This is a genomic window from Sulfurimonas sp., from assembly GCF_026991475.1.
Classification (GTDB): domain Bacteria; phylum Campylobacterota; class Campylobacteria; order Campylobacterales; family Sulfurimonadaceae; genus Sulfurimonas.
In genome coordinates, this window is sequence record NZ_JALXBK010000062.1 from 1 (window position 1) to 6,146 (window position 6,146).

A 6,146-nucleotide genomic window follows, 5' to 3' on the forward strand; every position below is an offset into this window, starting at 1 on the left:
CACACCGCTTAGAAAAGCTTCTGCAAGAACTTGCCCAAGAAGCACCACAAAGAGAGATATTTTTAGCAAAAGAGCTTACAAAAAGGTATCAAAAATTCTTTAGGGGAACTCCAAAAGAGTTAATAGAACAGGTTGGAAAAAATATTAAAGGCGAATGGGTAGTTGTTATTAGCGCAAGTCAAATGCAGTCTGAATCTGCCATTAGTGAAAAAGATATTTTAGCACTTGATTTACCAAAAAAAGTACAAGCAAAGCTCATAAATAAAATAACAGGTGAAAATATTAAAGAAATCTATCAAAGATTGTTGTAAAGTAATCAAATAGATACTTTTTTTCGCTAAAATACTGCTATGTTAATTTATGCAAAACAACCAATTTACTATCTAATCAATCACTATCCACAAAAAATTAAAACTCTTTATTTAGCGCGCGAGCTTGACAAAAAAGAGTATTCACGTCTTATGAAGATGGGCTTTGAGATAAAGCGTATTCCCAATGAAGCAGCTGTGAAAATGAGTAAAAATGCCAACCATCAAGGCTTTTTAGCAGAAGTTGAAGATTATAAACTCCATGACTATCAAACATTTTTGAATAAAGAGTTTATACTTGTACTTGCAGGGCTTACTGATGTTGGAAACATTGGCGCACTTATTCGTAGTGCCTATGCCTTGGGTGTAGATGGGGTTATTGTTACAGGTGTGAAACATCTTAATATTGAACCAATTTTACGAACAAGTACAGGTGCACTTTTTGATATGCCGCTAGCTGTAGAGCAAAATATTCACAACCTTTTAAATGACTTTAAAATGTCTGGTTTTGTCACTTATGGTGCAGATATGGGTGGCGTGGATATTTGTGAGGTAAAACCTGCACAAAAAAGAGTGTTGGTACTTGGAAATGAGGGTGAAGGGCTCTCTGCACGGGTAAGTGCTAAACTTGATACAATTGTCAGTATAAAAATGGCACATGATTTTGACTCCCTTAATGTTAGTGTGGCAGGTGGAATTTTAATGCAAAGGATGTGGGTATGAGTGATGCGCTCGAAAAGTTAAAAAGTCTAGGTGCTCAAAAAATTTATGAAGATACACATATTCCTGTAAGGCACGTGCAAGCTATTTTAGATGAGAACTATGAGGGATTCTCTCGTATGCAGTTTCTTGGGTTTGTCTCTATTCTTGAAAGAGATTATGACATTGATTTACAAGAGATAAAATCTCATGCTATAGAGTATTATGATGCACAAATGGCGACGCAACCTTTAGCGGATGCTGGCATTTTTGTTACACCATCTAAACAGAAGAATTTCACTATTTTTTATATTGTTGTAGCCCTTTTTATTTTTTTATTGGCTCTATACTATACACTTGGTGTTGCAAATGAAGCAAATAACACCAATACCACCGCAGTACAAATAAAGACTCCTCTAAAACAGACAGGAGAGCAGGCAGTTGTACCTCAAACAAAGAAAATACCTATTGTGTCTGACGTGAATAGTTCTGAAAAAGAGCAAAACCTTACAAAGCAAGTAGAGCAAAAAGTAGTAAAAATAGCAGAAAAATCAGAACCTTTAGAAATTTTACCACGCTCAAAAGTTTGGCTTGGTTACATAAATGTTGCAACAAACAAAAAGCATCAAAAAACTTTTTCAAATGAACTGGATTTAAACGCAAGTAATGAGTGGCTTTTCATATTTGGACATGGATATATAGATGTTATAGTCAATGGAGAAAAAAGACACTTTAGCGATAAAAATACCTTAAGATTACACTATAAAGATGGGGTTTTAGAGAAAATTTCAACAGATGAATTTAAAAAATTAAATAGAGGTCGTAAGTGGTAATTAAACTTATTTTTACTGCAATGCTCTTATTCCCATTTTTTAGCTATAGCTCATTTGCTGGGGAGTTAAAAAATGCAAATGAGAATGTGATTGTCAATGAAGATGATCCTGTAACGGCAAAAATAAAGAGCTTTTTAGATGAAAAAGCATACAACGATAACAAAGCGTTTATAAATGTCATTTTTGATCCAAAGTCAGCATATTATATTGGTGATAGAGTTGATGTTGTCAAAATCATACAGACATTAAAAGATAATGGACTTTTAAATCTTTTTTTTAAGGCACCTCAATCATTTAGCCTTACATTTAAAACAAATGGTTCACCAATCTTTTTTGTGAGAATAATGGATGATGTTTTAAGTGGTATTGGTTATTTTCGTTATGTAACGACGGCTGCACATTTGGATGCTTCAGAATTTTCTTGGACAATTAACTTAACTTCTGAATATATGACAGACCCCATGATTTTACAAAAGGCACTGCAAAAAAGTGGTTGTAAAATTATTGACATTACAAGAAATAATGCTAAAAAATGGACATATATTATAGATATAAACGGTGGTGAACTTAATGTCCCTACTCTTGAAGCTGACAAAGAGGTGCAACTTAGACGAGCTCTCTATGCTCACTGGTTTAATGTCTCTAAAATTCGGGCTCTGGAAGTGCGTAGTTCGCGTAGAAATCATTGGTACCCTTATATAAGTTATTATGATGCTTCTCTTCATTTAGTAAAACTTCTTAAGCGTGATAAAGTTTATAAATCTATTTCTCTTCTAATTCCAAAAAGTGCAAAATATATGAAAATTACAGATTTGTATACTTTGAAAAACCTTCGTGATGGCCTTACTTTGTCTCCTACTGGAATAAGATAATTTAGTCAATGTTACCTTATTCTAATAATTTTTTGCTAAAATAGCATTAATTATTATAGAGGGCTGAAAAAATGTTTGATGAGTTTAAATTTAATAGAGTTGAGAGACTTCCAAAGTATGTATTTGCAGAAGTCAATGATATAAAAATGGCAGAACGCCATGCTGGAAAAGATGTTATAGACTTTTCTATGGGAAATCCTGATGGACCTACTCCTGAACATATTAGAGAAAAACTTGTTGAATCGGCCCAAAAAACAAAAACCCATGGGTACTCTACTTCAAAAGGTATTCCAAAATTATTAGAAGCCATAGCTGATTGGTATGATCGTCGTTATGATTGTAAGCTTGATCCACAAACAGAGTGTGTTGCAACTATGGGGTCAAAAGAGGGGTATGCACACCTTACTTATGCTATTACAAATCCAGGAGATGTAGCAGTTGTTCCTGATCCTACATACCCAATTCATGAGTATTCTTTCATTTTAGCTGGTGGAAATGTTATTAAATTTGGTATTGAGTTTGATGAACACTATAGACTTGATGAAGATAAGTTTTTTGCAAATTTAGAGAAAGTTTTTAAAGAGAGCTCTCCAAAACCAAAATATGTACTTGTAAATTTTCCACACAATCCAACAACAGCGACAGTAACAGTTAATTTTTATGAACGTCTTGTTGCTATGGCAAAAGAGAAGAGATTTTATATCATCTCAGATATTGCTTATGGTGATATAACATTTGATGGTTATAAAACGCCTTCAGTCATGCAAGTAGAAGGAGCAAAAGATGTTGCAGTTGAATCTTTTACACTCTCAAAATCTTACAATATGGCTGGATGGCGTGTTGGTTTCTTTGTAGGAAATAAAAAGCTTATAGGTGCTTTACAAAAGATAAAATCGTGGCTTGATTATGGAATGTTTACTCCTATTCAGGTAGCTGCTACTGTGGCACTTAATGGAGATCAGACTTGTGTAAGCGATATTACAAATAAATACAATCATCGTCAAGAAGTACTTATTGAAGCATTTGGTCGTGCAGGTTGGCATATTGAAAAAAATGAAGCAACAATGTTTAGCTGGGCAAAAATTCCAGAGTGTGTTGCACATTTAGGAAGTTTAGAGTTTTCTAAAAGACTTTTAGTAGAAGCTGGCGTTGCAGTCTCTCCCGGTATTGGTTTTGGAGAGTATGGCGAAGGGTATGTTCGTATTGCATTAATTGAAAACGATAACCGTATTCGTCAAGCAGCAAGAAATGTAAGAGAGTTTTTAAAACAGTTTGATGGCTGTAAAGAGAAGGATAAAAAGTAATATGATAAAAGTTGGAATTATTGGTGTTGGAACTGTTGGAACAAGTGTCGCAAATATTTTAAAAGAGAATGCAGATGTTATAAGTGCGCGTGCTGGTGTGGACATTGTTGTAAAGAGTGGCGTTGTACGAAATCTCTCTAAAGATAGAGGCTTAGATATTATTTTAACAGACAATGTAGATGATGTTTTAAATGATGATGAGATAGATATTGTTGTTGAGCTTATGGGTGGTGTTGATGAGCCATTTGTAGTGGTAAAACGAGCCTTAGAGAGTGGTAAAGCTGTGGTTACGGCAAATAAAGCACTTTTAGCATACCATAGATACGAATTGCAAGAGTTAGCAGGAAATATTCCTTTTGAGTTTGAAGCATCTGTTGCTGGTGGTATTCCTATAATTACGGCTCTTCGTGATGGACTCTCTGCAAATCATATAGAGTCAATTATGGGAATTATGAATGGAACTTGTAACTATATGATGACGGAGATGACAAATAATGGCATTTCGTATGATGCTATTTTAAAAGAGGCTCAGGATTTAGGATATGCTGAGGCTGATCCTACTTTTGATGTTGGTGGGTACGATGCAGCTCATAAACTCCTTATTTTAGCCTCTATTGCCTATGGACTTGATGCAAAACCTGAAGATATTTTGATTGAAGGGATTGAAAATGTCTCTTCTGAAGATATTGCCTTTGCAAAAGAGTTTGGGTATGCCATTAAACTTCTTGCCATTGCAAAAAAAGATAACAATGAGGTAGAACTTCGTGTTCATGCAGCACTTATTAAAAAAGATGAGATGATTGCAAAGATTGATGGTGTTATGAATGGTGTAAGTGTTGTTGGTGATAAAGTGGGAGAGACACTTTACTATGGTGCAGGTGCAGGTGGTGATGCTACTGCTTCAGCAGTTGTAGCAAACATTATTGACATTGCAAGAAGTGGAAAATCAACTCCAATGCTTGGTTTTAATCGTCCAATGGAAGGCGATGCACTTACACTAAAATCAAGTGATAAAATAGAGTCAAAATACTATCTTCGTATAAATGTAACAGATAAAGCAGGCGTACTTGCACAGCTTTCAAAAATCTTTGAGAGTTATAACATCTCTATAGAGACAATGTTACAGCGTTCAAGCGAAAATGGAAGTGCAAATTTACTTATTTCTACCCATAAAGCTATAGAAAAGAATATTCAAAGTATGCTAAAAGAGTTAGAAAAGCTTGATTTTATTAATTTTAGACCAGTGATGATAAGAATAGTATAGATTTAGATGAAAATTCTTATAACTGGTGCAAGTTCAGGTCTTGGTGCCGAGTTTGCACGCCAGTATGCTACAACAGAGAATGAGCTTTTTTTACTTGCTAGAAGAGAAGAGCGGCTTGTTGCATTGAAAAATGAGTTGCAAGAGAGGTGTAAAAATATTACACCTATTTGTTTAGATGTTACTGCGTTTGAAGGGTTACAAGAACAGATGAAAAAGCTCCCTGACATTGATATTGTGATACTAAACGCAGGTATTTCTATAGGTCACTCAAATGTAGTACCTACTATAGCGGAGTTTAAAAAGCTTTATGATGTCAATGTTCTTGCAAATCACGCTATTTTAGAAATTTTACTGCCTAAAATATCTGCTAAACGCAGTGGTAAGGTGGTTTTTATCTCTTCTTTAGCATCACTTTTTAGTATGCCCTCCTCAAAGGTTTACTCCTCCTCAAAACGTGCGCTTAATGCTTATGCAGAGGGAGTGCGTTACAAATACTCTCCTCATGGCATAAAAGTCATTACAATTCTTCCTGGATTTATTAAAAGTGAATTGACTGATAAAAATGAGTTTGCTATGCCCTTTTTACTTAGTACGAAAGAGGGTGTTAGCAGGATGAAGCAAGCCATAGATAAGGGAAAAGAGTTTTATGCTTTTCCGCTTAGATTTTATTTAATCATTCGGCTTTTTAATCTACTTCCATCGTTCTTAAGTCAAAGGATTGTAAACTATCTTAGCTAAATACTATTCCTGATTTTTAAAGAATATTTTTCAAGGACAAATCCTCGCTTCGCTCTGAGCCTTAAAAAACATTCTTTAAAAATCTTGTTGTACTGCCGCAAGATAAGAGATGGAGAGTAAATGGAAAA

6 protein-coding genes and 1 pseudogene are annotated in these 6,146 nt (G+C 34.6%); all 7 read left to right on the forward strand.

All coding sequences use genetic code 11. From position 1 onward, the window contains the following. Positions 1 to 311, forward strand: a pseudogene (locus MV589_RS04845) (16S rRNA (cytidine(1402)-2'-O)-methyltransferase); the annotation flags it as partial. A 39-nt stretch (positions 312 to 350) separates the two neighbouring features. After that, positions 351 to 1,031 carry a 23S rRNA (guanosine(2251)-2'-O)-methyltransferase RlmB gene (gene rlmB / locus MV589_RS04850; RefSeq protein ID WP_297432594.1) on the forward strand — a complete coding sequence of 227 codons (681 nt, stop codon included), beginning with the start codon at positions 351 to 353 and terminating at the stop codon, positions 1,029 to 1,031. Then, complete coding sequence (locus MV589_RS04855) at positions 1,028 to 1,840, forward strand: hypothetical protein (RefSeq protein ID WP_297432596.1); 813 nt, start codon at positions 1,028 to 1,030, stop codon at positions 1,838 to 1,840. The genes rlmB and MV589_RS04855 overlap by 4 nt, the downstream gene beginning before the upstream one ends. Then, positions 1,834 to 2,712: a hypothetical protein gene (locus MV589_RS04860; protein WP_297432598.1), complete on the forward strand. Its 879-nt coding sequence runs from the start codon at positions 1,834 to 1,836 to the stop codon at positions 2,710 to 2,712. The genes MV589_RS04855 and MV589_RS04860 overlap by 7 nt, the downstream gene beginning before the upstream one ends. Positions 2,713 to 2,783: 71 nt before the next feature. Then, positions 2,784 to 4,016 (forward strand): LL-diaminopimelate aminotransferase, encoded by a 1,233-nt coding sequence (locus tag MV589_RS04865; protein WP_297432600.1) that lies wholly within the window; start codon positions 2,784 to 2,786, stop codon positions 4,014 to 4,016. A 1-nt stretch (position 4,017) separates the two neighbouring features. Then, positions 4,018 to 5,280, forward strand: a complete 1,263-nt coding sequence (locus MV589_RS04870; RefSeq protein ID WP_297432602.1) for a homoserine dehydrogenase — start codon at positions 4,018 to 4,020, stop codon at positions 5,278 to 5,280. A gap of 6 nt (positions 5,281 to 5,286) precedes the next feature. Then, positions 5,287 to 6,018, forward strand: coding sequence for an SDR family NAD(P)-dependent oxidoreductase (locus MV589_RS04875; RefSeq protein ID WP_297432604.1), 732 nt, complete (start codon positions 5,287 to 5,289; stop codon positions 6,016 to 6,018). Positions 6,019 to 6,146 lie beyond the last annotated feature (128 nt).